Below are 25,839 nucleotides of genomic sequence, written 5' to 3'. Positions count from 1 at the left end.
GGGTCGAGGTAGATTTAGGGAAAGATTACCTGCTCAGCAAAACCGAATTGGTTTGCCACCTGGACAGGGCCTATCAATTTAAAGTGGAAGTAAAAACAGATGGGGACACAACTTATACCCAGGTTGTCGACCGGTTAAATAACACGCAGCCCGGTACAGCCACGAACCCAATTGCAGACACATTTAGCGAGCCGGGGCGTTATGTTCGTTTAACTGTAACTGGTGCGGCAGTTTATACAGGCACCTGGGTTAGTTTACATGAATTTCGTGTTTTTGGAACCGCATCAGTCGATAGTGTAGTAACATCGTTATCCCCTGAAGCAACAATTATCCAAGGTAGTTTTTATACTGGTAACCACCCGAATCCATTTAACGCTTCTACAAATATCCGCTTTGTTTTACCGGAAGAGGGCAATGTTGCCGTTAAAATATATAACATAAGAGGTGAAGCAATTAAAGAAGTCACCAAAGCCACTTATTCGGCTGGCCCGCACACTATAGTATGGAATGCCTGTGACGGTTACGGAAACAAAGTACCTTCCGGAATATATTTCTATCGGATTGTGTATAATAATCAAGTTAAAACTAACAAAATGATTCTAATGAAAAGATTATAGAACTAAATTGATATGGAATTTTTATCATGCCTCAAAAAATCTTTTAAAAAGATTAATTGAATAACATAAACAGATAGCTTGGACTATTCTTTAAGATGTTCGGTTTGGCGATTGAATGATGAAATAAAAAAACTGCTTGTCTGCTTCGCTCAAGTAAAGATTTAAAATAAGATAACATGCTGTAATTATGGTTATCATGCAATTTGTTATTAAATTCGAATATTTTGTAATAGGCGTACTATCAATTATTTATAGTTCTCACATGTCTAAAGCAGATAAGCTGTATAAAAAATATTAACACTTAAACGTATATTTTTCGAAGAAACTAAAATAGACTACGATTTAGATGTAACACAAAGTAAAATAATATAAAGTGGGGTATCTAATCATTACCCGTAGTTTTTCTTACTGAGCTGATAGATAGCCACTTGAGAAAATATTGAGTATTTTCAATGCATTGTAATTCAGATCATTACACATTTCACTGGTAATAACCGGATACCCCATTTAATATAATTAACTGAAAAATCTAATTTATAAATACATATAAGAAATTATGAAAGTACTAAGGAGAGATTTTTTGAAAGGGTTGGCAACAGTTCCTTTTTTTGGGTATTTTGCTTTTGGCTTTAAAAATAATATTACCAGGGAGATAAGCGAAAAAAGCATAGATTATCAAAAAACCTTAGGGATAGGGGAACTTGAGGTTCCGGGTGAAAAACTGCGTCCACCAACGGGTAATAGCGGCAACCCTTTAAGGATAGGCCTCGTAGGCAACGGCTGGCGGGGGGAACAACTGTTAAATACATTCGGCTACATACATACTGAAACTGTTAAGCAGCATACTGCCAACGGGGAAACCTCAAGCTGGCTGCAATCTATAATGCAACGGGAAGATTTAAATGTTGAACTTGTGGGAGTTTGCGACACTTTCGAGGTACATGCCAAACGAGGGAGCGAGTTCATTCCTGTAAAAAATGGTTTAATTGGAGAGGGGCAAAAAAAAGATACTAACGTTAAAATATATCATACTTACCGTGAAATGATATCTAATGGTGAAATCGATGCAATCGTTATAGCTACGACCGACCATACCCATGCCCCTATTGCCATAGCTGCTGCAAAGGCCGGGATACATGTTTACCTTGAAAAGCCCATGACCCACAGTATAGAAGAAGCCATTGAATTAAGGGACACAATAAAATCGACAGGCGTTATTTTCCAGTTGGGGCATGAAAACCGGCAACAAATGAGTTTTAAAATAGCACGGGAATTATACCGAAAAGGTGCTTTTGGTAATGTTTCCATGGTAGAAACATACACGAACCGGAATTCCGTTTTCGGGGCATGGATAAGAGACGAAGCTTTTGACCACAAATTGGGGAACAAAGACAATATCAACTGGGAAGAATTCCTTGGCAGTGCGCCGTGGCACGAGTTCAACCTGAAAAGGTATTTTAGCTGGCAACGTTACAGTGACTACGGTACCAGCATCACGGGGAACGATTTTACGCACAGGTACGATTGTGTGAACCAGGTTTTGGACCTTGGGATCCCTGAAATAGTGGTTGCACTGGGTGGTCAGTATTACTATCAAAGCCATGGCGATATGCCCGACGTCTTCAATGCCATATTTAGTTATCCTGAAAGAGGGCTTACAATGACGTATGATGGCACCCTGAAAAACCAGGTAACCCGGACATCGCGCATATTGGGGTCAGAAGCAACTATGGACATTGACGGGGCCATACTGATGTATAAAGACTCGTATTCTGAAAAGTTCAAAGATGTTAAAACCGACCCTTCCGGACCACTCTATTTCTATGCACCAAGAACTGATGTGGATGCCATCTCCACCGCCACATCGAAGGCTTATATGAAAGGGGGCTTTGGGCCAACGTTTATTGATGGCAAAGTGCTTGATACAACTTTCCTGCATGTAAAAGAGTGGGTTGATGCCATCCGTGGGCATGGGGAAACCAGTTGCAATATTGACAAAGGATTTGAGGAAGCAGTCACTTTCAACCTGGCCAATTTAGCTTATGTGCACAAAAAACCAGTAAGGTGGGATGCTGATAATGAAAAAGCAATTATCGGATAAAAAAAATTGTGAGTTACGAGTTTCGAGTTATTAGTAGTAACCATAAAATTTCACTACATCTAAATAATAAATTAATGAAACAATATCATGAATAAACAAAATTTAAAAGTAATCTATTCATCCTGGCAAATCTTCGCATTAACCTTTTTAAGGGTTTTGATAGGATGGCATTTTTTATACGAAGGACTGGTGAAGTTTTATACGCCTGGCTGGACGGCAAAGGGGTATTTGCTTGGCTCGGTTGGACCGCTTGCCCCTGTTTTTAGAGGGATAGCACAGTCCGCATCTATGCTCCATGTTGCCGACATATTCAACGAATGGGGGTTGGTTTTGGTTGGTTTAAGCTTGTTTATTGGCTTGTTATCCAAACCGTTTAAACTGTTCGGCATAACCCTGTTGTCGTTTTATTACCTGTCGTATCCCCCGTTTTCCGGGCTGGGGGCTAATGCCCATGTAGAAGGGAATTACTGGATTGTCAATAAAAACCTGATTGAAATGGCTGCCCTTTTTGTGTTGATATTATTTCCTTCAAGTCATATATCAGGGATAGATAGGTTTATCTTCAAAAATAATAAATCAAAAATGTAAGGAAAATGAAAATTATATCATTTTATATTCAAATTATATGTGTATTCCTACTCTTACAAACTACAAATAATAAAGATGTAAATGCCCAGAAAGAAAATTTTAAAATACTTGAGGATTGGGTCGAATGGAGTAATCCGGAAAACATGCTTCAACTATACCTTAACAAGCAGGCATATAACTTACTGGATAAAAGAACAGATGCAATCACGCAATTGAAAACAGCACAAGATTGGCAGTCAAGGCAACAAAAGGTTAAAGATATTTTAAAAAATATTGTTGGACCATTCCCCGTTAAAACTCCTCTCAACCCTAAAGTAACAGGTATTATTTATGGGGAAGGATTTAGAGTAGAGAAGATTTTATACGAATCAATCCCTGGATTATATGTTACAGGCTGCCTTTTTATTCCCAATAGAATAATTGGAAAACATCCGGCAATATTGAATGTATCTGGACATTCTGCACAGTCATTTCGCCGTGATTTTTATCAGAACGTTATTCTTAATCTGGTAAAAAAAGGCTTTATTGTGCTGAGTATCGACCCTATTGGGCAAGGTGAAAGGCTTCAATACTTTAATCCCCAGGAGAAAACTTCGGTGCTATTTGGATCTCCAATTAAAAGTTCGGTGGAAGAGCATTCTTATGTTACCAACCAGTGCTTACTCACTGGTAATTCTTTAATAAAATATTTTATATGGGATGGTATCCGTGGGATTGACTACCTCCTTTCTCGAGAAGAAGTTGACCCTGAAAGGATTGGATTAACAGGACTTTCCGGCGGAGGCACACAAACTGCATTTATTGGTGCTTTCGATGAACGTATTGTTGCAGCTGCTCCATCGTGTTATATTACATCCTACAAACGGCTCCTTGAGTCAGTCGGAACACAGGACGGGGAACAAAACCTCTACCACGGATTAGAAATGGGTGTCGACCATGCCGACTTAATCGAAGTCAGAATGCCAAAACCAACACTGATTGTTAGTACAACACGTGATTTTTTTAGTATTCAGGGCACCAGGGAAACATTTGAAGAGGTATCAAATGCATATAAGATATTTGGAAAGGAAGAAAATATTAAAATGTCGGAAGCTGATTATGAACATGGATTCATGCAGAAAAACAATGAAGCTACCTATGCCTTTTTTCAAAAAGAATTAAAACTGCCGGGCAGTGCTACTGAGGAAAAAGTGAAAATATTTCCGGAAAATGAATTAAATGTAACCCCGACAGGTCAACTATCTACTTCTTACAAAGGAAAAACAGTTTTTGACTTTAATAAATCAGAGGCAGATAGCCTTATTAAAAGAATAGAACAATCCAGAAGGAATAGTTCATCACATTTAGAGATTGTTAAGCAAAAAGCGATAAAGCTTTCCGGATATATGAAGCCTAAAAGTAGTATCAATTTTGTTTTCAGGGGAAGTTACCAGAGGGATGGTTACTCCGTCAAAATGTATGCTTTAGAAACGGATGAAGATTATGTTATCCCACTTTTGATTGCAATCCCTGATGGTGAGGGGGAGCATCCTCCAGTGATTTATATCCATCCGGATGGTAAGGAAGAAGGGATTGCTGTAGGTGGTCCTGTTGAAAAGCTGGTAAAACAGGGATTTATTGTTGCTGCCCCTGATTTATTAGGTATAGGCGAAACAAGTTCCCTTCGGGATTATCCCGGGTCGCATGGATACGAAGCACAATTAATTGGGCGGAGTATTGTAGGTATCCAGACAGCTGATATTATAAATGTTGCAAATTTCCTTAAAGGAATCCCAAATGTTAAAGCAGATTTTATGCAAGCTGTTGCATTTGGTGAGCTTTGCCCTGCTTTGCTTCATGCTATAGCTTTCGACCCAATTATTAAGGGTGCAGTATTTATTCAAGCTCCTGTCTCATATTATAATATCATGCAATCTAAACTATATGATTATAGCCTATCTTTCAACTGGGGTGTTGCCGGGGCTTTGACAGCTTATGATCTACCTGACCTGGTGGCATGTGCCGCACCAAAGAGATTGACATTTGTTGGAATGTCCAACGGTCAAAAAAAGCCAGCATCGGAGGAGTTAATCATCGACCAGATGGCCTACCCCAGGTCGGTTTATGATAAAAGCAACCCTGGCAACCTTAATATGATAAGAACCACCGGCAATGAGATAGGTCAACTATTAATAGATTGTTTAATGAAATAATAAAATAACTTATAGGTTTTTTATGACAATTATTACCCTATTAAAAAAACATTTAAAATGAATAAAATAATTAATAAATATTGGATTTTTATTCTGTGTTTCTTCATACTTCCATATTATACAAAGGCAAAAGAAAGTATAGAAACTAGGAAATGGGAAACATTTGTTAAATAAGATTATAAACCAGTTATGAAAAAAATAATTTTCCTTTTACCGATTATTACACTTTTAATACTCTCTTGTCAAAACTAATAAAAAAAATCTGTCATTCAGAGCGAAGTCGAAGGGCAGAAGCCAAACCTCATATATATTATAGCCAATGATCTTGGTTATGTCGATTTAAGTACTAAAAAAAAAGAGATGATAGATAACAAGTTTGAATTAGGTTTTTTCCCGACACCAATACAATCATTAAAACGGTTATCGGAGAAGTATCCCGGGTACAATTTGTTTATAAAACGGGATGATAATTCAGGTTTAGCTTCGGGAGGAAATAAAACCCGCAAGCTTGAGTACTTAATCAAACAGGCACTTGACAATGGCTGCGATACCATTGTTACTTCAGGAGCTCAACAGTCCAACCATTGCCGGCAAACAGCTGCTGCCTGCTCAGTTGCAGGGTTGGAATGTAATTTATTGTTAGGGGGAGATGAACCCGAAAAATATCAGGGCAATTTACTCTTGTCGTATTTTCTGGGAGCGAAACTCCATTTTTCAGGAGAAAGCAGAAAAGGCGAACTAAGCCAACAATTAATAAAACAGGTAGAGAAACAGGGGAAGAAATGTTACCTCATTCCTTACGGGGGATCAAATATTGTCGGAGCTATTGGATTTGTAAATGCGGTAAAAGAACTAAAACTTCAAATATCAGAAAACAATCTGAATTTCGATTATATATTTTTTGCTTCATCTTCCGGTGGAACACAGGCAGGTTTTATGTTGGGCATTGAAATGTTTGGGATAGCTACTGAATTGATCCCAATAAGTATAGATAAAGATGAAACGAACGGCCTTCGTCTGGAAGAGGTCGTATTAAGTGTTGTAAATGAAGGAATTCAACTATTTAATATTGCCAGGAAATTTGAGCCGGAAGATATTAAATTGAATAGGGAATATGATAAACCAGGCTATGGTGTAATTACTGACAACGAAAAATTCGCAATTACTGAATTGGCAACAACGGAGGGAATTCTGCTTGATCCTGTTTACACAGGTAGGGCATTTTATGGTATGTTGGATTATCTGAAAAAAGGGCTAATTCCCAAAGGTTCAAATGTTCTCTTCTGGCACACCGGAGGATTACCTTCAAATTTTTATTATGCTGATAAACTGAAATAGCACACAAAATCAAGAGAAATGAGAAAAATTTTATTATTGCTATCTGGAAACTTTATAATGCTAACAGGAGTATTTGTTTCCTGTTTCACTTCAGCCGGATTAGCCCCTGGAAATCCACGAAACCTGATTGTTCCGCCTGAATCAGCGACAGACTCTACTATTACTTTATTATGGGATAAACCAGCGGATGGTGACAACACTTTGAGCTATCAGGTATATCAAAATGGCAACCCAATTGCCGAAGTTGAAAAAACAAATTATACAGTTGAATGCCTGACGCCGGGAAAGTCTTACACTTTTTCAGTTAAAGCAAAGAATGCAGAAGGAAAACTTTCTGATGCGAGCAATCAGGTGGTACAATCGACCAAAAAGAAAGGGCAGATCTATAATATATTAGCTTACGGTGCTATTGGCAATGGCAAAACCAAAAATACGGAAGCCATTCAAAAAGCAATTGATGATTGTACTCCTGGAGGAATTGTTTATATTCCATCTGGCAAATTTATTAGTGGAGCGCTTTTTTTGAAAAGTAATATGACCCTTTATATTGCAGAAGGCGGTGTACTAAAAGGGAGTTTAGATATCAATGATTATTATCCAATGATACCTAACCGCTTTGAGGGTTGGGAACTTGAATCGTTTGCCAGTTTGATAAATGCAGGTAAAATGGACCATTCAGGTGGATACAATGTAAGTAATCTGTCGATTAGGGGAAAAGGTGTAATAAGTGGAGGTGGCACAGCTCTGGCCAAAGCTATGATTGATGCTCGTGGTTTAAGGGGCCGCGGTCGTTTAATTTGTCTGATGAATTGTGAGAACGTCAATATTCAGGGATTAATCATCGAAGAGTCCCCCTGTTGGACAATCCATTACATTTATAGTAAAAACATTACCTGTCATGACTTAACGATTAACAGTTCTGCTGCAAATGGAGACGGGATTGACCCTGATTCATCAACCGATTCCTACATCTTTAATTGTACATTTTCAACCGGTGATGATTGTATTGCCATAAAATCAGGCAAGAATCCGGAAGGTTATTACATTGCGAAACCAACAAAGAATATTTTTATTTCCGATTGTAAATTCATTTCAGGGCACAGTTTGGCAATTGGAAGTGAAATGTCGGGAGGTGTAGAAAATATTGTTATCCGTGATTGCGAGTTGGAAAACCTTATTTATGGACTTCAGATAAAAGCTACAAGAGACAGGGGTGGTTATGTTAAAGGAATCTATGTACAGGATTGTAATCTCCAAAAAATAAGGATATTCACTTCTGTTGAGTATAATAACGACGGGGAACCGGCTCCGGTAATTCCTTACTTAAAGGATATGGAGTTTTCAAATCTTGATATGTTAGAAGCTGACACCTCAGAACCAGTAATTTTGATTGATGGTTATCCTGAGGTATCAAACTATACCGCGAACATTCTTTTCAATAATATTTTACTTCCCGAAAAATCAATAATATCAGTGAACCTCTGTAAGGATTTCAATTTTAAAAATGTACTTACTAAAAAAGGAAACAAACCAGAATATATTATAAGCAACTCTAAAAACATATTAAGGTAATCTTGAATTACTTAAGAGGTAATAAAAAGATTTATTAAACTAACGTCAGTTCGATGTAAGAAACCTAAGAAATTGCTAGTAAAAAAAAGCAAAGTTTTGTTTATATTTAAGTGTCTTATATTTAAATATTTAACAAACAAAACCTTGCTCAATATGGAGCATAAAACTACCGAAATTTTCTATCTTATCTTTGAATTCTGCAAAGAATTTGACAAAGTTAAGGAGGGATACATCTAATTACAAAGATTCGCAAAAACATGAAGAACTCTTTAATGTTGATTCAGGATAAAATCCTGCTTCGCAAAAGAGCTCTGGTCGAAACAGTAAACGATGAATTGAAAAATATCTGTCAAATCGAACATACCAGGCATCGTAACTTTGAAAACTTCCTGACAAACTTACTTTCAGGTCTGATAGCTTACTCCTTTCTGCCTAAAAAACCTACCCTTAGGATGGAAGAAGTTATTGACCAGACGCAAAGTTGTACGTTAGCTTAGCTCGAACTGACGTTAAATAAGATATTAAAGGGCTGTTTTTTGACAGCCCTTTTTTGGGCTCACCTTGAAAAATAGATGGAGAAAAAAATCTTTCATCTTTGCGCTTTATTTTTTTGAAGCAAATGACATCGCAACAAAACCAATATAAAGCCTTAGTGGAAGCCCTTTTCCGGAAGATTTATTTCGATATTGGTTGAGATAACCAACGTAAAGATTACAGAGAAAGAGATCCAGGTGGATTTGAATAAACTAAACAACTCATCTGATTTTAAGGGTCACCTTTTGCATATCAAGTTTTTTTTTGGGAACTTGAGACTGCTGAATATGAAATTGCTTGTTGGTTTGAATGTTTTGTGGTATTAGGCCTAAATATCATTCTCAAATTGAAAACAGGTAACTCATGTATACATAGAAAAATGTAATCTTAATATATTATGTATTTTAAAGAAAGATTTAAAGGAAAGATTGCCCTTGTTACCGGTGCTGCAGTTGGAATAGGCAAAGCCGTTGCTCACAGGTTAGGAAAAGAAGGAGCCACAGTACTATTGTTTGACAACAACAATGCACAACTGGAAACAACAACGAAAGAATTTCAGGAAGCCGGGATTTTGGTTGAGCCATTTTGCGTTGATGTCAGTAGTTCGGAACAGGTTTCTAAAACAATCCTCAAAATAAAAAACGACTATGGTCGGATTGATGTTTTGGTAAATGCTGCCGGGATTGTTGGTCCAACGAGTACAAAAATAACGGACTTTTCTAATGAAGATTTTGAGAAAGTTTACTCGGTTAACCTGAGGGGTACTTTTTTAATTACGAAACACACGTTGCAAGTGATGCAGGAAAAAGGGGAAGGGCGCATATTGCTTTTTTCGTCTATTGCAGGCAAGGAGGGAAATCCGGGCATGGTTGGATACTCAGCTACAAAAGCGGGTGTTATCGGCTTGGTAAAAGGTGTGGCAAAAGAATTCAGCACAACAAATATTACCGTAAACGGACTGGCTCCAGCTGTAATAAAAACCCCGATGAACGATGATACTTCGCCGGAACAATTAAAGTATATGATTGCCAAAATACCTATGAACAGGCTGGGGACAGTGGAAGAGGTCGCAGCACTTTCATGTTATATTGTTTCAGATGAAAATAGCTTTTCTACCGGGTTTATTTATGATATTTCAGGAGGGCGTGCAACATACTAAAGCCAGGGGTAAATGATTTTATTATGTTGCTATTGAAAATTATCGACTAAAACGGATGAAACATCAATTTAAGCCTTTGTTAATTGTGGCCTGTGTATTTTTATTTACAGGTTCCATTATTTGCATGAACGATATTTTATTACCGGCGTTAAAAGATTTTTTTAACCTTACATATTTGCAGGCATCTTATGTTCAACAATCTTTTTTCCTGGTTTATCTGATTTTTCCGATACCTATTGCCTGGTATATATCGCGGGTTGGTTATAAGCTAAGTGTGTTTACGGCTTTAATCATTTGCAGTTTGGGTAGCCTGATAATACTTCCGGCCTATTATTTCTCATCATATATACTGGCGCTTACGGCTATTTTTGTAGTGTCAATAGGTGTAGCTGTTGTAAATGTAGCCGCCAATCCAATGGCTGCTTTGTTGGGCGACCCCTCCGGATCACATGTGCGTGTCAATATAGTACAGCTTTTTAGCAGGATTGGATATTTACTGACTCCGGTGGTTGGAACCGGATTAATTTATGGGAAAGGAGATACAATCCATTTTCACGTGCCATACCTGGTATTGGGAGCAGGCACCATCTTGTTTTCAATGTTAATCTTCATCTCTGCTATTCCTTCATTAAAACCGGATATATTAAAAGGATTTTCTGTGTTCTCAATACTAAAAGAATCCGGAAAATACCCGCAGTTGTTTTGGGGCGCAATCGTTATGTTTTTTTACATGGCTCTGGAAACAGGTACTGCTGGTTATTTTATCAGTTTTCTCCGCGATAATTCTATCGCTGGATTTAGCGTAGAGAAATCGGCAATGTTTCTTACATATTATTATGTTTTTGCATGTGTTTTTGCATTGACCGGAGTTTTTTTGTTGCAAGTAGTTCAACCAAGTATACTTATTACTTTTTCAGGGGTATGTATCATAATATTGTATTTGCTGACATCGCTTACATCGTCATCTTTGAACCCTTATTTTTTGGTAGGCATAGGGGCATTTATGGCCATTATGTTTCCAACTATTTTTAGTTTGGGCATTGAAGGCCTGGGTAGCTTTACCGAAAAAGGTTCGGCACTGCTTAATATGGCAATAATAGGCGGGGCTGTAGGCCCTCCTGTGCAGGGACTCATTGCAGACACCAAAGGCATACAAATTTCTTATTTGTTCCCCGCTTTTTGTGCTGTTTTAATTACCGCATACGGAGTATATTGCTACCGCCGATCAAAAATAATGGTTATGAGATGAGTATTGAATGGCGAGTGTTTTAGTCACAAGAAATGACATATCCAGTCATCAAATTCATTTTGTGCCAGATAAAATTGAATAATAATGAAATAATCACGATGGAGGAATCAAACACAAAAGATAAATGGTTAGCGTTTTTGTTTTGTATCTTGATTTTTGATTCCGGGGTCTAATTTTAATCAGATGAAAATTTCAGAAAAGAATGAAAATGGTATCCGGGTTATTATTGCCGAAAACAGTCAAATAAAGATTGAAGTGGTACCTGACCTTGGCGGTAAACTATTAAGTGTTTTCAACAAATCGCTTCAAAAGGAATTTTTATGGAGAAATGATAACCTTTTGCTCTCGACCCATCAGCCGGGAGATGATTATGATTCGAATTTTATAGGGGGAATAGACGAGCTTATCCCGAATGATATCCCGGAAACCGTAGACTCGGTTGAACTTCCGGATCATGGCGAACTTTGGACAACATCGTTGAAATATGAGATAAAAGACAATTTACTTTCTTTGACAGGAGTGCTGAAACAGTGTGGATTATTCTATCGCAAAGAAATTTATCTGGATGAAGGGTCTCCGGTTATCCACTTTCGTTACAAAATAAAAAATGAGGCTGGTGCCAGACGGCATTTTTTATGGAAATTACATGCTGCCCTGCGTATTGAAGCTGGTGACAGATTGATTACCGATGCAAAAAAAGCCCGGGTGGTCGATTTGGATTATTCACGGTTTTCAAATACGAATGAATTTGATTGGCCCGAGATTCAAAATGTTGATGCTTCGGTAGTCCCGCCCAAAGATGGTTCAGTCGACTTTTTTTATTTATATAACATTGACCAGGGTAAAATGGATTTTTTAAACACAAAAAATAATCATTTATTCAGGTATGTTTATGATAAAAAAATCTTTCCATTCCAATGGTACTTTGCTTCCTATGGTGGTTTTTTGGATCATAATACAGCTATCCTTGAGCCATGTTCTGCAATGCCTATTAGTATAAATTCGGCCAAAGATAAAGGGCAGTGTACGGTTCTGGATCCAGGGCAGGAAATGGAAACATATACCCGTATTTACGCAGGAGAAAACATGTAATTATTAATAAGATAAAACCATGATTAAGGAGTTAAACACAAAAGATAAATGATCAAAATTCTTGTCCTGTGTCCTGGTTCTTGTATCTTGGTTCTAATTTTAAACGAATGAACAAAAAAGTTGTTGTAACCGGAGCCTCGTCCGGAATTGGTATGGCTACTGCCAGGAGGTTTGCATCCGAAGGTTGGGATGTTTGTATATTAGCAAGAAGAGAGGAAAACCTAAAACAACTCATCAATGAGTTTCCATCAGGGAATCACCTGGTTTTAGCCGGCGATTATTCACTTCCTCAAACCGCAAATGATCTGAGGGATTTAATTACAGACCGTTGGGGCGAATTGGATGCTTTTGTTAACTGTGCAGGAGTTTCTATTTCCGGTAATCCGATTGACGATGAGTTGGACGAATGGAACAAACCCTTTAAAATAATGGTTGATGGTGCCGTGTATACCACCCGTGTTATTGCACCGTTTCTTTCGGAAGGAGGAAGAATTATCCACATTACCTCAATTCATGGGGAGCGGGTTGAGAAAGGTAGTTCTGCTTATGCAATGGCCAAAGCAGCCATTAATCAATATTGTCGTTCTCTCGCTCTTGAACTTGCAGACAAAGGTATTTTAGTGAATGCTATTGCACCGGGTTTTATTTCCACCCCCATGAGCATTAATAATGGGGTGAATGAACTGGAAACAAAATGGTTCAGAGACAATTATGTGGATGGACACCATCTGCCTCTGCGCCGGGCCGGACAACCTGATGAAATTGCAGGAGTAGCTTTTTTTCTGGCAGGTAAAGATGCAACCTACATTACCGGTCAGGTTATCACTGTGGATGGTGGGCTAACAATTACTTTTTAACCGGGATTAATCATTAAATTATGAAGATTGAGTCAGTTGATTTTTTTTATGTAAGTATGCCTGAAGTTTTAGATATAGGAGATGGTAGTCAGGATGCTTTATTAGTCCGGATTAGTGCCGGGGGTAACGAAGGTTGGGGTGAATGTGAAGCCTCTCCGTTAACAAGTATTGCAAGTTATGTGTGTCCGATGTCGCATAGTGCATGTAAACCGGTAAAATATTCGTTGGAAGGAGAAAGGATTGAAAGTGTTAATGATATCTACCGGATTTCAAATCTAGTGCATGAAAACTCATTGGATCTGCTTCAGGCAGATCATACACTATCAGGAATAGATACTGCTTTGTGGGATTTGTTTGGAAAAATGACGGGCGAACCTGTATACCGCCTTTTAGGTTACAATAAGGCAAATCCCAAAGTACCTTATGCTTCCCAATTGTTTGGAGATACACCTCAAGAGTCATTTGATAAAGCCTTGAAATCGAAAACGGATGGGTACAAGGCAGTTAAGTTTGGTTGGGGACCTTTCGGTACAAAAGGATTGAAAGCCGATATTGAGCAACTTCATGCTGTTCGGGAAGGTTTGGGAAAAGATATTTTATTGATGGTTGATGCTGGTACTGTTTGGAATGGTAAAGTTGACCAGGCAAGGGAAAGGTTGGCTGCATTAAAATCGGTTGATGTGTTTTGGTTAGAAGAACCATTTCGCAACCTGTATCTCGAAGATTATAAAAGCCTTTCTGAATCAACCCCCAAAATTGACATCGCCGGTGGCGAAGGTTGTACTAATTTTGCACAGGCACAGGCAATGATAAAATATGCAGGAATTAAATTCATACAAATTGATGTTGGCAGAGTAGGAGGGATATCTGCGGCAAAACAAGTTGCGGATCTGGCCTTAGTAAGTAATGTCTTTTATGTAAACCACACATTTACGTCGCACCTTGCGTTAAGTGCATCCCTGCAGCCATATGCCGGGATTAAAGATTATACTATTTGTGAATATCCTGTTGAGTTAAAACCTTTGGCAAAGGAGATTACTAAAACCAGTATATTGCCTGATGAGGATGGATATATCAATGTCCCGGATAAACCAGGATTAGGCGTTGAAATTGATACACAATCAGTAAAAAAATACCTCATCAATACTGAAATAAAAATCGGGGGTGAAAGGGTTTATATTACTCCCGACATATAATGGAAGGTAAAGGAAAACATGTATTAAAAATAAATTTGACAATGAAGCTAATTCGATTTGGAAACGAGAAAAATGAAAAGCCAGGTATCCTTGACGAGAAAGGGGAACGACTTGATCTGTCAGGCTATTTTGAAGATTGGGACGAAAAATTTTTTGCATCTGGTGGACTGGAGAAGCTTAAAGAGTTAATGACAAAGGAAGGGGAATTCCCGAAGATTGCAGAATCTGTCCGGTGGGCCCCATGTGTTGCAAGGCCACCAAAAATAATTTGTATTGGGTTAAACTATTCTGACCATGCCAGGGAAAGTGGTGCGGAAATTCCTAAAGAACCGGTGGTTTTTATGAAAGCATCCAATACCGTTAGCGGACCTTATGATGATGTTTATATTCCTAAAAATAGTGATAAAACAGACTGGGAAGTTGAACTGGGGGTGATAATAGGCAAAGAAGCCATGTATTTGGAAAGTCCAGATGAGGCTGACAATTATATTGCAGGTTATTGTATTTCCCATGATGTATCGGAAAGGGCATTCCAGTTAGAAAAGGGTGGCCAATGGACAAAAGGAAAATCCTGCAAAGGGTTCAGTCCAATTGGTCCATTTTTATTGACTTCCGATGAAATGGATGATGTCAATAGTTTAAAACTGGAGTTAAAAGTAAATGGTGAACCCATGCAGCAGGGAAACACAGGTCTGATGATATTTGATGTTCATCATATCGTTTGGTATCTCTCGCAGTTTATGGTGCTTGAACCTGGCGACCTCATTTCAACGGGAACGCCTCCCGGTGTCGGGATGGGGAAAAAGCCACCACAATACTTAAAAGATGGTGATGTTGTAGAGCTTGGAATTGAAGGGCTGGGGTTTCAAAAACAAAAGTTTGTTAATTACCCGTAGTTAAGCCAACTACGGCCATAATTCTAATTTCTTATCTGTTTTCTAACGTTTCTATGTACCGCATAACTTATGCGACGGGTTGAACCCACTTTGGGGTTCTTCTCATATCCACTTTATTACCACGGGTTTTACCCGTGGCTGTTATTGTTCCATCCCTTTCGGGATAAAGAAGTGTCTGAAGGACATAAATAAAAATAGCCCCGTGCGAAGCTTGGGGAAGGCAATGCGGGGTAAAGACGCAACCCAAGAGTGGGGCGAATTATTGATAATCAGCTAATATTAACTTGTGATCCGCATAACTTATGAATTTATAAAAACCGGACAGGAAAGATACATACCTAAAAATAAGAACGCGTGAAGAGGCTTGTGTGGCCAAAATTATTTCCCGGTTTCTAAGTGCACTATAAATATATTACAACTTACGCGTTGGCAGGGTTTTCTTAGAAATGACATTGAAATCAAACGAGGTGATTATACATTTTTCAATTCATTTGATGTAAAAAAATTGAAACCCATATTATAAATTTATCCGTTCAGAAGTAAAAAATTTATATTTGAACAAATTTTCAAATCAGGCCTTGTCTTGACAAAATTAAAATTAAATAAGGAGTTGGAGTTGGTCCGAAAGTTAAGGGATGGTGATTCTTCAGCATTTGATTTACTATTCGAAAAATATAGCAGTAAACTCTTTTATTTTGTTAATAAATACTTGAATGTCAAGGAAGAATCGGAAGAGATTGTGCAAGATGTTTTTCTAAATCTTTGGAAGCATAAAAAAGAGATAAGGTCTGAGGAGGCTTTTAAATCTTATCTTTATAAGATTGCATTGAATAATATTCGAAACTACTTCATAAAAAAACAGGTTCGGGAAAAGCATAAACAACTTATCGCTCAGGAGTTTTTGTTTGAAAGTGATTCGGATGAACCAGATTATGAGTCCGTTATTAAACAAGTGGATCGATTGATTGCCCAATTGCCGGAAAAACGCAGGGAGATATTCTTGCTAAGTCGTAAAGAAGGGCTCGATACATCTGAAATTTCGAAATACCTGGGAATAGCTGAATCTACCGTAAAAAATCAAATTTCTTCTGCCATTTCATTTCTAAAGCAAGAAGCAAAGAAAAGCGGGCTTTCCGGGGCATTATTCTTCGCTCTTTTTTATCGTTAGAATATTTTTTTTATCAAAACATAGTACCTTTTTATTTGAGCCTGTCTTATGGTATGAGGTCCGAAAAAAAATGACTAATAATGACGCATAATAAAAAGGTATTTGAAGAATTATATAAAGGAAATCGTTCGTTTTCGGTTATAAGTTCCGTCCTTACCTATTTTAGTCAACGGAAGGTGGAGGCAGATGTAGAAAACATTCAAAAAGAGGAATGGGGTTCTATTTGTGAAGATAGCAATATACCAAAAGCCGAGTTAAAACATGTTTTATATAAACTTAAGTACCAGATTCTGCTTGAGAAAACACAACGGCAAAAACACCTGATGATCCGGATATCTCAAATCGCAGCGGTACTGATTTTACCTTTAGCGCTTTTTTTCTTGTTTCGCGATAACAAAAATGTATCGGATACCGTCAAACAACTTAGCTTCGTTGAATTGCATTGTCCGGAAGGAGCTCGTACTAAATTTACTTTACCCGATGGGTCAATGGGGTGGTTGGCTGGTGGTTCAACAGTCACTTACCCTACAAGTTTTGAAAAGCATAGAAATATTTCGGTTGAAGGAGAAGCTTTTTTTAGTGTAGAACGTGATGAGAAACACCCTTTTGTTGTGGAGCTTAACGATTTTAAAGTAAGTGTTTTAGGGACAGAGTTTAATGTGCTTAATTATAAAGACGAACCCGTTTCTGAGGTGGTTGTTTTATCTGGTTTGGTGGAGGTTTCCGGAAAAACAAAAAGATTTGTTAAGCAATTAGAACCCAATAAAAAACTGCAGCTTCAAAAAGATAAGAATAAAATCTATTTATCAGATGTCAATGCCAGGAGTTATACTTCCTGGATTGAAGGCCGGTTGGAATTTAATAATGAGTATCTTGAATCTGTATGCAGAAAAATTGAGCGATTTTATGATGTAGATGTTGAGCTAAATAATAAAGGACTGGAAAACAATTTGTTCAGAGCAAATGTAAAAATTGGCAGTTTAGAAGAACTGCTGAAATATATGTCGACAGCATTACCCATAAAATATGAGTTGGTAGATGCAAAAGAATCAGCTGACGGAAAGATAATGCAACGTAAATTAATAATATCAAGAGAATAACTAAAAAATGAGGAAGTGCTGGAGACACTTCCTCAGGCATTTAGCTTATAGACAAGTTTTTTACTATTACTAAACAATTCAAATGTATGAAAAAAAATTATGGAAACAGGGTATTGATATATCATACCCTAAAAAAAACATTAAGAATTATGCGAATCGTATTGTTTTTTTTGTTAGTGAGTATCTTTCAGACAATTGCTTCTGTCGGGTATCCGCAAAATGCGAAAATTACGCTAAAGGGTGAGGAATTAAGCCTTGAGGATGTTCTAAACAAGATTGAAGCTCAAACGGAGTATCGGTTTATTTACGACAAAAGTCAGGTTGACCTTGAAAAAAAGGTCAGGATTAACTTTGAGGAGGTTACTCTGGCAGAAGTATTGGAAGAGTTATTTGTGAAAAAAGGGGTTAAGTACCAGATGATTGCTAATCAGATAATTTTTACTGATATAGCTTTTGAAGTTTTGCAGCAGCAAAAAACCGTTTCTGGCAAAGTGACCGACTCCGGTGGTCAACCGTTACCCGGTGTAACAGTAGTGGTGAAAGGAACTACGCAGGGAACAATAACAAATGCGGATGGAAAATATTCCCTGGGCAGTATTCCGGATAATGCCACGCTGGTGTTTTCGTTTGTGGGGATGAGGGCCCAAGAGGTAGTTGTTGGAAGCCAAACGAACATAAATGTGGAGATGGAAGAAGAAACTATCGGAATTGATGAAGTAGTGGCAATTGGCTATGGAACGGTAAAAAAACAAGACCTCACCGGGAGTGTTTCAAAGATCAAATCAGAATCATTGGAAGAAAGGGCAATCACAACTTTGGGGGAAGCGTTTGCCGGACAATTGGCCGGGGTGAGAGCCAGGGAAAAAAGTGGAGAACCCGGACAGGAACTAAGTATTACAATTAGGGGCGTGAGTACAATAAATGCATCAAATGCACCCTTGTATGTCGTGGATGGTATTCCTGTAAGTAATATTCAGGATTTTAATCCTAATGACATTGAATCAATTGAAGTATTAAAGGATGCTTCGTCTGCAGCAATATATGGAGCCAGAGGGGCCAATGGTGTAGTTATTCTCACCACTAAAAGAGGGACAAAACAAAAACCTGTTTTTAATTTCAATGCATATTATGGATTGCAACGTGTTGATGGTGTTTATGATTTGATGAACAGGGATGAGTTTTTGGCATATAACATATGGGCAAAAAATATGAGTTATTTAAGGAGTGGAGGTAGTTTAAGTGATCCAATGAGTGCCCGCACTGCTGCTGAACAAATTCCTGAAAGCTGGCTTAATGATCCCGAGTCACTGCCGGATACAGATTGGCAGGGTGAATTATACAGAACTGCCCCTATGCAGAATTATAGTCTTAATGTTTCTGGGGGAGGGGATATCGGAACTTTTCTTATTTCCGGTTCTTATATGAAACAAGATGGTATTTTAATCGAAACCGGATATGAAAGATTTAATTTGAGATTAAACACAACACTTAACGTAGGCAATAATATACAAATTGGAATGAACATAGCTCCGTCATTTTCTACCAAACAGCCTACAGGTGGTACAAGTAGTGTTCACAGAGGAGGCGTTTTTCCCCCCATTGTTCCATTGGATTCAAATACTGAGGAAACCGGATATGCTGAGGGCGCATTTGCTTATGTGAACCCGGTTGAAGAACTTAAGCAAACGCACAGGGAAAACAAAATCAACAAGGTACTGAGTAATGTTTGGGGAGAATGGGGCATTACTAACTCCTTATCATTTAAATCACAATTTGGATACAATTATTCAGAATCACAGAATTCATTTTTTAAACCTAAAAATGTCAACAGGGGGAATCCATCATATGGAAATGCCAGCGTAAGCCAGGGATACAATTATTCATTACAAAACACCTTAATGTTTAATCCCAATATAAGTTCTCTTTTTGATGTTAATTTATTGCTGGGACAAAGTATAGAAAGCTATAAATCGTATTATATCTCTGCATCGGCAACAGACTATCCCAACGATTTAATTCATACTTTGAATGTGGCATCTACCAAAACAGGTGCTTCTACATCAGAGGCTAAAAATTCCATTGCGTCATTTTTTAGCCGGTTAAATTTTAATGTTGATGATAAATATTTGCTGACGGTGAATCTTAGGAGAGATGGTTCTTCTAAGTTTGGAAGAGACACCAAATGGGGGTGGTTCCCATCAGCATCGGTTGGGTGGAAAATTGACCGGGAAAGCTTCATGCAGGATACTGAATGGTTGGATTTGTTGAAACTACGTGTAATGACAGGTGTAGCCGGGAATGATAATATTGGTAATTACGAGCATATTGCTGCCCTCGGTATTACTAACTATAATTTGAATGGTGCTATTGCCAACGGACTTGCTCCCTCTTCCGTGGGAAATCCGGATCTGGGTTGGGAAACCAAAGTAACGAAAGGAATCGGGATCGATTTCTCTGCGTTAAACAACCGAATTCAAGCTAATCTTGATTATTATATTGACGATACAAAAGACATGTTATTAAATAGTAACATTTCTTATATGACCGGGCATGGTTCTATGCGTTCAAATTTAGGAGAAGTACAAAACCGGGGTTGGGAGTTCGAACTTACCACACATAATATCCGAAAACAGTTTAATTGGATTACTTCATTAAATCTTTCCAGGAATATAAATGAAGTAAAAAAATTGGGAGTAGATGATGCGCCAATTATTATTACTGCATATGGTAGTTCGGCCTTTATTACAACGATTGGAGAACCTATTGGCAGTTTTTATATGTATAAAACTGATGGCCTTTTACTTCCCAAGGATTTTGATGAAAATGGGGAACCTCTTGTCCCTGTTGCTCCGGGACAGGAGCCGGGAAATACGAAAATTGTTGATGTAAATAAAGACGGAAAAATTAATTCTCAGGATATTACAATAGTTGGTAATAACCAACCTGATTTAATTTTTGGGTTCAACAATCAATTTAAGTATAAAAATTTTGATTTGAATATTTTATTGCAAGGGCAAGTAGGTTCTAAAATATGGCATATTGCATGGAGGTATTTTGATAGCGGGCAATATCAGGGAATGAATTCGCTGAAGCATTGGGTACACAGCTATAAACCGGATTCTCCTACAGGTGAAGATCCGTATCCGCAACATCCGTTTGTGTCAAAAGTTGATTTGTCTTCTGATGGAAAATCAAGAATGCGATTTGGTAACAATCCCAGTTTCTCTGATTGGGAACTATACGATGCCTCATTTCTTAGGATAAAGAATATCACATTAGGTTACAATTTTTCAAAATCGATAAGTCAACGAATTGGTTTTGATAATATCCGGATTTATGTGATGAGTGATAACTTTTATACCTGGGATAAATATATTGGGCCTTCGCCGGAATCAACAAACTGGGGAAATGAAACAACATCTGCAGGAGTTGATAACGCTTCTTATGGTCTTTCAAGAAGGTATAGCTTTGGAATTGATTTAACTTTTTAACTCTATCAATTATGAAATCAAAGAATAAATTAACGAATATATTAATTGCTGTTTTTTTGTTATTAGGTACTTCGTGTAATGATTATTTGGATTTAAATCCTATTTCCAGTTACAATGCAGGAAGTTTTTACCAAACAGAAAATGATTTTAAATTGGCTGTTAATGGTGCATATGCTGTTTTAAGAAGTTTGCATAATGGTAGTATTATCAACACCCTGGAGTGTAGAAGTGATAATATTCAGGATGATCCTATAAATAGTTATGACCATAACAGAGTACATCGTTTTGAAAATGATGAATCTACGCCATTACTTACCAGTGTCTGGAATAACTATTGGATTATGATTAGCCGGTGTAATTTGATTCTGGATAAAATTGATGATGCTTCTTTTGATGATGAGGTCGCGAAGGGATATATTAAAGGAGAAGCCTATTTCTTAAGGGGTTATGCTTATTTCTATTTAGGATTTCTTTATGGCGGGGTGCCATTAATTGATGGCGAAATGAAAGTGGATGAAATAAAGGTAATGGCCCGAAGTACCCAAACAGAAACCTTTGATTTTGCCGCTCAGGATTTAGCTGCCGCTGCATCTTTATTGCCCGAAGAATGGTCAGCAAAAGATCTGGGAAAAGCTACTAAGTATGCTGCTCAGGGTATTCATGCACGACTGTTGGTGTTTCAAAAGAAATTTTCGGAAGCAAAACCTTTGTTGGAAAGTATTATTAACTCCGGAAATTATCAGTTAGCCGACGAGTATTCGCATTGTTTTTTGGATAGCTATGACAATAGTAAGGAGCATGTTTTTCAGGTACAGTATATGTCAGGTAATGTTGGCCAGGGAAATGCCTGGGTTGCAAATGCAGTGCATGAGTTTGTTGTAGATTCTTTATTCCCCTGGGGAGGAGTATCCGGCGCCAATTTAGTATCTCCGGCATTATATAATGCCTATGAGGAAGGGGATTTAAGAAAAACGTTTTCTCTCAGGAAAGGATACATAACAAAACAAGGTGTTGTTGATACCGTTTCCATATTTTATGTTAAATATGCCAAGGGTACCCAACCCTCAAGTAGATCAGATTATGAGTTAAATATGCCAGTTTTACGTTATACCGATGTGAAACTAATGTACGCCGAAGTTCTAAATGAGCAAAACTATGTTGCCGATGGGGAGGCATTTTCTATCTTAAATGAGATTAGAAACCGTGCCGACATAGAGCCGCTTACTGCTTCTCTGGTACCAACCCAGGATGCATTCAGAGAAATTTTGTTGCATGAACGTCGCCTTGAATTTGCTGGTGAGTATTTGAGATGGTACGACTTAGTCCGTTCTGGTAAGGCAATGGATGTAATGAATAATCACTTTACCCGCACGGATGAAGGCGGAGGTGGAAAATTCAGTATGCAAGAGCATCATCATATTTTCCCCATACCTCAACGCGAATTGGATGTAAATAGAGATAGGGATTTTATGTGGCAAAACCCAGGATATTAGACTTATTTGACTAAAAGGAGGTTCCGGCTTTAAGGCTGGAGCTTCTTTTTAATTATTCCATTTATAACAGCTCAAGGATTTGTAAGGAACAGATAGTTATCCTCCATCAATATCGTTGGTTTTACTACAAGAGTTGTAAGTTATTCTAATCAATACTTTAATTACGAATTATGCAAAAATTATTTAGAAATTATTGGACTGTAATACTTTACTTTTTATTGGTTGTTGGTTGCTCAGAACGAAATCTGACTGATATTACCCCCAATCAATTTAAGGGGACTGATACTGAGCGCATCCAGGCGGCCATTGATAAAGCTGCCGAAACCACAGGAAAAGTGATTATTCCTGCTGATAATTCTAATGGTTCCGGTATCTGGCTATTGGATAGTGCTATTCTATTGCCATCCAATATCAAAGTTATTCTCGAAAATTGTACGATTCAATTATCGGATAGCTGCAGAGACAACATGTTTCGCAGTGGTAATGCGGGAATAGGAATCACTGATCCGCAGTGGGTCAGAAATGTAAGTATAATTGGTATCGGTGATGTTTTGTTAAAGGGTGCTGATAATCCGAGAGCTACAGGCGATGGAGCCAGGACACTGGTTTCTGAAAAGCAGCCGGGCAGGGTCAGCTATGGAAGTGATGCCGGAAAAAAAGGAAAAAAGCAGAAGGGTGACTGGCGCAATATTATGATTCTGATGGCTTATGTAGACGGCTTTAAACTAAAGAATGTTAATATAGAAAATGCACATGCCTGGGCCGTGAGTTTTGAGCGCACATTGAATGCCGAAATTTCAGATATTACGTTCGACTGTCCTGACTTTCAAAAGGTGAACGGGAAAGAGGTATTTATTAGAAACAGGGACGGGATTGACCTTCGTCACGGATGTAAAAACTTCAGAATCAACAATATTTCCGGTACTACAGAAGATGACTTTATTGCCTTATCAACACTTGGAATATATTCTGACAATTTAGAAGGAGGAACATTAAATTCCACTATGGTAACCTCCAAAAAATGGAGTGGACCGGAAGACGATACAGAGAATATTTACATTACCAACATAGTCTGCAAAAGTGCTACCCGCGCTATTGCTATCCGGGCAAACGATGTAGCCAGTATCAATAATGTATATATCAACGGAGTAATATTCGAAGGGGGATACAATGCAATGCTGGTTGGTGGCAAAGGCTATGGCAAAGACTCTCAGCCCGGAAAAATTAATAATATCCATGCCATGAATATTATGGGAGACGGTCGTTCTTTAATTCAGATTGAAGAAGCCATCGCAGATTGTAGTTTCATAAATGGTCTTTATCGTGGGGATGAGGCTCAAATTATACTGTACAATACAGATGAAGCCAAAACCAGGAATATTATCACCCATGGTCTGAAAAAATTAAATGAATAAAGGATTAGGTCAATTTTAAAATCAGGGAACCAAATGAAAAAAGGCAAGTTTATTATCATACTTTACATTTTATGTGTTGTTTTACCGTCGGTAACAACCAAGATTGTTGCACAAAATGGGTATGCTCAGCATATTCTTATTGGCTGGGCCTCAGAAAACATTACCCCGGATGGTTCGGTCTCATTGCAGGGGCAGTATTATGAGCGGATATCGGAATATGTGCAAAGCCCGTTGGACGCCACAGCGCTGGCAATGGAGTCTGTATGTGATAGTGGAAACAAAGAGCAGGCTATTATGATTTCGGTCGATGTAGTCAGCTTCAGTGACGGCCTGCAGGATTCACTTCGGAAAGTGCTTAAGGGAAAAATGGAGGGTTTTGACCTTAATAAACTATTCCTGAATGCCACGCACACCCACTCCTCTTTCGATACCGGCATTGAAAGTAAAGACCGGGCAATGTTACTTGATAAATTATGCAAAGTAGCTGTTTCGGCCTGGGAAAACAGAAAGCCGGGCGGGATAAGCCGCGAACTGCGGTATGCTGTTGTTGGTCACAACAGGCGGGTTGAATACGCTGACGGTTCCACCGAAATGTATGGTTCTACCGGCAGAGAAGATTTTATTGGGCTGGAAGGGCCTGAAGACTCCGGTGTCGACATGCTCTTTTGCTGGGATATGGATAAAAAGCTGACGGGCATTGTAATGAATGTTGCCTGTCCGGCCCAGGTAACAGAATCAAAGTATTATGTTTCGGCAGATTACTGGAGTGAAGTCAGGACGTATTTAAACAATACATTTCCCGGGAATGTGCATGTTTTGCCCCAGATAAGCGCTGCCGGCGACATCTCCCCCCGCGACCTTTCCCGCGGATATAAAGCCGGCGAACCCGATATGTGGGATGTTCCCGGTGTGGTTGAAATTGGCAAGAGGCTGGCACATGTTATTGATGAAGCTTATCCTGATGCCAGGAGCAACATTCAGAACCAGGTTGTTTTTAAACATGTTGTGAAAAACATAAGCCTTCCCACAAGAAAATACAGCAAAGAGGAGTATAAGAAAGCGCTGGCAATTGTAAAAAGAATCAGGTCACAGGAACCGGATGATCCGAATTCGCCGGAAACAGCCTGGAACAGGTTTTTGAAAGAAATAGAGGAGAATGAAAAAGTAAAAGTGTACGGCCCGTGGGACAATAAATTATCCGATTTTGGAATTGTAAAAAAACAGGAGGCCCTGGTACAGCAGTATGAAGAGCAGGAACAGCATCCGTTTTATCCGGTTGAATTACACGTACTCCGGATTGGAGAGGTAGCTTTTGCAACCAATCCTTTTGAGCTTTACATGGATTATGGTTTCAGGATGACGGGCAGGAGCAAAGCCAGGCAAACTTTTATTGTCCAGTTAAGCGGGGGAGATGGAGCCGGATATCTTCCAACGAAACGGGCCATAACAGGAGAAGGCTACAGAGGCTACAGCGCGATGGTCAACAAAGTGGGGCCTGCAGGAGGACAGGTACTGGTAGACGAAACCGTCAATCTTATAAATTCTCTTTGGGAGACAGAATAACAAAACCATGCTTCACAAACAATTTCTACCGGTCTATCTGATATTTTTATCCATGGGCATGGTGGATGCAGCGGGTCCGATGGTAAGCCTGGCACGGGAGTCATTCACGCTTTCCATAACCGCAGCCACCCTGCTGCCATTTTTGGGCTACCTGATGTTCGGGGTGTTGTCCATACCCATGGGAATACTCCAGGACAAAAAAGGGAAAGTATTTATTT

General features: G+C 38.5%; 18 protein-coding genes and 2 pseudogenes. All 20 read left to right on the top strand.

Features of this window, described 5'->3' with window-relative positions:
* The coding region (locus D1164_RS22880; RefSeq protein WP_119352239.1) for a T9SS type A sorting domain-containing protein at positions 1-617 on the top strand (617 nt) is incomplete at its 5' end.
* A gap of 556 nt (positions 618-1,173) precedes the next feature.
* On the top strand, positions 1,174-2,718 hold the full coding sequence (locus D1164_RS22875) for a Gfo/Idh/MocA family protein (protein WP_119352238.1): 1,545 nt from the start codon (positions 1,174-1,176) through the stop codon (positions 2,716-2,718).
* A gap of 87 nt (positions 2,719-2,805) precedes the next feature.
* Positions 2,806-3,306 (top strand): hypothetical protein, encoded by a 501-nt coding sequence (locus tag D1164_RS22870; RefSeq protein ID WP_119352237.1) that lies wholly within the window; start codon positions 2,806-2,808, stop codon positions 3,304-3,306.
* 5 nt (positions 3,307-3,311) lie between these two features.
* Positions 3,312-5,498 carry an alpha/beta hydrolase family protein gene (locus D1164_RS22865; protein WP_119352236.1) on the top strand — a complete coding sequence of 729 codons (2,187 nt, stop codon included), beginning with the start codon at positions 3,312-3,314 and terminating at the stop codon, positions 5,496-5,498.
* 360 nt (positions 5,499-5,858) lie between these two features.
* Positions 5,859-6,836 carry a D-cysteine desulfhydrase family protein gene (locus D1164_RS22860; protein WP_119352235.1) on the top strand — a complete coding sequence of 326 codons (978 nt, stop codon included), beginning with the start codon at positions 5,859-5,861 and terminating at the stop codon, positions 6,834-6,836.
* 18 nt (positions 6,837-6,854) lie between these two features.
* Positions 6,855-8,408 (top strand): glycosyl hydrolase family 28 protein, encoded by a 1,554-nt coding sequence (locus D1164_RS22855; protein ID WP_119352234.1) that lies wholly within the window; start codon positions 6,855-6,857, stop codon positions 8,406-8,408.
* Positions 8,409-8,632: 224 nt separating this feature from the next.
* A pseudogene (locus D1164_RS22850) lies at positions 8,633-8,905 on the top strand (transposase); the annotation flags it as partial.
* A 434-nt stretch (positions 8,906-9,339) separates the two neighbouring features.
* A complete protein-coding gene (locus D1164_RS22845; RefSeq protein ID WP_119352233.1) occupies positions 9,340-10,101 on the top strand; it encodes an SDR family NAD(P)-dependent oxidoreductase in 762 nt (253 codons plus the stop codon).
* 55 nt (positions 10,102-10,156) lie between these two features.
* On the top strand, positions 10,157-11,350 hold the full coding sequence (locus D1164_RS22840) for an MFS transporter (RefSeq protein ID WP_119352232.1): 1,194 nt from the start codon (positions 10,157-10,159) through the stop codon (positions 11,348-11,350).
* Between the two features lie 183 nt (positions 11,351-11,533).
* Positions 11,534-12,442: a DUF5107 domain-containing protein gene (locus D1164_RS22835; RefSeq protein ID WP_119352231.1), complete on the top strand. Its 909-nt coding sequence runs from the start codon at positions 11,534-11,536 to the stop codon at positions 12,440-12,442.
* Between the two features lie 107 nt (positions 12,443-12,549).
* The gene (locus tag D1164_RS22830) at positions 12,550-13,299 is read left to right on the top strand and encodes an SDR family NAD(P)-dependent oxidoreductase (protein ID WP_119352230.1); all 750 of its coding nucleotides are present in this window, start codon (positions 12,550-12,552) and stop codon (positions 13,297-13,299) included.
* 20 nt (positions 13,300-13,319) lie between these two features.
* Entirely contained in the window at positions 13,320-14,495 is a 1,176-nt protein-coding gene (locus D1164_RS22825) for a mandelate racemase/muconate lactonizing enzyme family protein (RefSeq protein WP_119352229.1), read from the top strand.
* Positions 14,496-14,536: 41 nt separating this feature from the next.
* Positions 14,537-15,391, top strand: coding sequence for a fumarylacetoacetate hydrolase family protein (locus D1164_RS22820; RefSeq protein WP_119352240.1), 855 nt, complete (start codon positions 14,537-14,539; stop codon positions 15,389-15,391).
* 583 nt (positions 15,392-15,974) lie between these two features.
* Positions 15,975-16,559, top strand: a complete 585-nt coding sequence (locus D1164_RS22815) for an RNA polymerase sigma factor (protein WP_172594603.1) — start codon at positions 15,975-15,977, stop codon at positions 16,557-16,559.
* Positions 16,560-16,735: 176 nt separating this feature from the next.
* On the top strand, positions 16,736-17,659 hold the full coding sequence (locus D1164_RS22810; RefSeq protein WP_172594602.1) for a FecR family protein: 924 nt from the start codon (positions 16,736-16,738) through the stop codon (positions 17,657-17,659).
* A gap of 86 nt (positions 17,660-17,745) precedes the next feature.
* Positions 17,746-21,150, top strand: coding sequence for a TonB-dependent receptor (locus tag D1164_RS22805; RefSeq protein WP_119352226.1), 3,405 nt, complete (start codon positions 17,746-17,748; stop codon positions 21,148-21,150).
* An 11-nt stretch (positions 21,151-21,161) separates the two neighbouring features.
* Positions 21,162-22,643, top strand: coding sequence for a RagB/SusD family nutrient uptake outer membrane protein (locus D1164_RS22800; protein WP_119352225.1), 1,482 nt, complete (start codon positions 21,162-21,164; stop codon positions 22,641-22,643).
* 170 nt (positions 22,644-22,813) lie between these two features.
* On the top strand, positions 22,814-24,058 hold the full coding sequence (locus tag D1164_RS22795; protein WP_119352224.1) for a glycosyl hydrolase family 28 protein: 1,245 nt from the start codon (positions 22,814-22,816) through the stop codon (positions 24,056-24,058).
* A 33-nt stretch (positions 24,059-24,091) separates the two neighbouring features.
* The gene (locus D1164_RS22790; RefSeq protein WP_119352223.1) at positions 24,092-25,621 is read left to right on the top strand and encodes a hypothetical protein; all 1,530 of its coding nucleotides are present in this window, start codon (positions 24,092-24,094) and stop codon (positions 25,619-25,621) included.
* A 7-nt stretch (positions 25,622-25,628) separates the two neighbouring features.
* Positions 25,629-25,839, top strand: a pseudogene (locus tag D1164_RS22785) (MFS transporter); the annotation flags it as partial.

This window comes from Mariniphaga sediminis (assembly GCF_003573545.1).
GTDB lineage: Bacteria > Bacteroidota > Bacteroidia > Bacteroidales > Prolixibacteraceae > Mariniphaga > Mariniphaga sediminis.
Note: the sequence above shows the minus strand (reverse complement) of the source record. Positions and strands in the feature narration are given on the sequence as shown.